Origin of the sequence: uncultured Streptococcus sp. (assembly GCF_963545685.1) — a bacterium.
Taxonomy (GTDB): Bacteria; Bacillota; Bacilli; order Lactobacillales; family Streptococcaceae; genus Streptococcus.
In genome coordinates, this window is sequence record NZ_CAUUKN010000103.1 from 1 (window position 1) to 2597 (window position 2597).

The window sequence follows — 2597 nt, forward strand, 5'->3', positions numbered from 1 at the left end:
CGGAAGAATGGAGCGATACGTTCCATTACATCAACTTTGTTTTCATCGTCATTATCTTGACCATAACCAAAACCTGCGTTAGATGTAGCAATAATAACAGTGTTTTTGAAGTTTACAGTGTTACCTTGACCATCTGTTAAGCGACCATCATCTAACACTTGAAGAAGTAATGTAATAACTTGAGGGTCTGCTTTTTCGATTTCATCGAACAATACGATGGAGTATGGATTACGACGAACGCGTTCAGTCAATGTGTTGGAGTTATCTTCGTAACCAACATAACCAGCTGTAGCACCAATCAATTTAGAAACTGCTGTGCGATCACTGTATTCGGACATATCCAAGCGGATGATAGCATCTTTGTTACCGAACATATCAAGTGCTAATTGTTTAGCCAATTCTGTTTTACCAACACCAGTAGGACCTACGAATAAGAAGCTACCGATTGGACGATTACCTTCGTCAAAGCCTGCACGGTTACGACGAATAGCTTTAGATACAGCTTCTACTGCTTTATCTTGACCGATTACATGAGCTTGTAGACGAGATTTCATGTCTTTCAAGCGTTCAATATCGGATGCACCCATTTGAGATACAGGAATACCAGTCATTCTTTCAACAGCTTCAGCTACGTCATTGACTTGAGCCACAACCTTTTGGTTTTCAGTGTGATTATCGATTTCTTCTTGTAATTTTTGAATACGCATTTTTTCATTAATAGCGGATTCATAATCTTCTTGTTGAGCAAACTCTTCTTGTTTTGCCTTAGCTTCTGCAATATCTGCTTCTAATGTTTTAATATCAGTTACAGGATGTTGGGAAGCCAAGTGAGCTGCTGTTACATCGATCAAGTCGATAGCTTTATCTGGTAAGCTACGTTGAGGAATGTATTGTACGGAATAATCTACAGCTGCTTTCAACACTGCATCTGGCAATTCGATGTTATGATGCGCTTCATACAATGGACGAATGCCTTGTAAAATTTTGAAAGTATCTTCTGGAGATGGTGCATTTACCTTAACTTCATTGAAACGACGAGCAAGAGCTGCGTTTTTCATGATTGTGTTACGGTATTCATCTTGTGTTGTAGCACCAATAACAGTCATTTCACCACGGGACAAAGCAGGTTTCAAGATATCTGCTAAACCTTTAGAACCTTGACCATCACCTGTGGAACCAGCGCCCAAGATTTGGTGGATTTCGTCGAAGAACAAGATAATATTACCAGCAGCCTTAACCTCTTTGATAAGGTTTTGGATATTTTCTTCGAAGGAACCACGGTATTGAGTACCAGCTTCCAAACCGGAAATATCGATGGAAATGATTTCTTTATTTTTAATAGCTGCTGGAACATCGCCATTAACGATAGCTTGTGCCAAGCCTTCTACTACTGCTGTTTTACCAACACCAGCATCACCTACAAGTACAGGATTGTTTTTAGTACGACGTGCAAGGATTTCTGCTGTTTCTTGGATTTCTTTATTACGACCAATTACTGGATCAAGTTTACCATCACGAGCTTGTTGAGTTAAGTTTGTACCTAACTTAGCAAGGATGCCATCTTGTTTCATTTTGCCTTGTTGTGCAGCTTGAGCAGCTTGCATTTCTTCGTTAGAAGGCAAACGACCAGTTTGACGATAATAAGCAAACTCTTCTGGAGTTACTTCACGACCATTAATTTTATAACGACGGTTTTCTGTGGAATAACCACCCATGTTACCCATCAATTGATTGAATAAATCATTCATGCTACCGAAATCGCTACCAAAGTTATTGAAGTTGTTGTTCATATAAATTACCTCACTTTTTTACTACAAGTATATCTGTTTGACTTTTTAAGTCTGTTTAATTTCTTGCTTTATTTCTAGGTTTCTTCAACCTTATGACATTATAATAATCTGATTAAGTCAAAAAGTCAATAGGTCAAAGATAAAATTTTTGACTTTTTTTGACTTTTATTTTGACTAATTTAATTTACATGTCAAGAATACAGATAAATACTGGGTTTATGGTGGATAATTAATTTTGAACTTTTGAGTTATTCATATAAAAATAAAAGCGGATAGCTCATTACGAGCTATCCGCTTATTTCTTTGGTGATCCAGGAGGGATTCGAACCCCCGACCCACGGCTTAGAAGGCCGTTGCTCTATCCAACTGAGCTACTGAACCATGTGGATTACCTATATATGTAATTATCTATTATAGTATAAATTATGTACTATATATCGTCAACTGTGCTCTATTTTATTTTAGTTTACCCTAAAAAAGGCAAAAAAAAATGGAGCGGGTGAAGGGAATCGAACCCTCGCGACCAGCTTGGAAGGCTGGGGCTCTACCATTGAGCTACACCCGCAAATAAAAAATGGTCGGAGCAGCAGGATTCGAACCTGCGACCCCCTGGTCCCAAGCCAGGTGCGCTACCAAACTGCGCTATGCCCCGTCATTAATTACTTGCTAATTATAGCAAACCTGGTAGTTGATGTCAACCACTACTCTTGCTGAGTTTTTACTCTTTTGAGTATCGCTCTGCAACGAAAATTATTATATCATCGATACAAAATAGTGACAAGTACTTTTTTACAACTTCATTAATTT

At 38.3% G+C, this 2597-nt stretch carries 1 protein-coding gene and 3 tRNA genes; all 4 read right to left on the reverse strand.

Features of this window, described 5'->3' with window-relative positions:
* Nucleotides 1-1790, reverse strand: a 1790-nt coding sequence (locus RWZ99_RS09300; protein ID WP_314678334.1) for an ATP-dependent Clp protease ATP-binding subunit, incomplete at its 3' end; no start/stop codon positions are given.
* 304 nt (nt 1791-2094) lie between these two features.
* A tRNA-Arg gene (locus tag RWZ99_RS09305) sits at nt 2095-2171 on the reverse strand.
* Between the two features lie 110 nt (nt 2172-2281).
* Nucleotides 2282-2355, reverse strand: a tRNA-Gly gene (locus RWZ99_RS09310).
* Between the two features lie 10 nt (nt 2356-2365).
* Nucleotides 2366-2442, reverse strand: a tRNA-Pro gene (locus tag RWZ99_RS09315).
* Between the last annotated feature and the right edge of the window lie 155 nt (nt 2443-2597).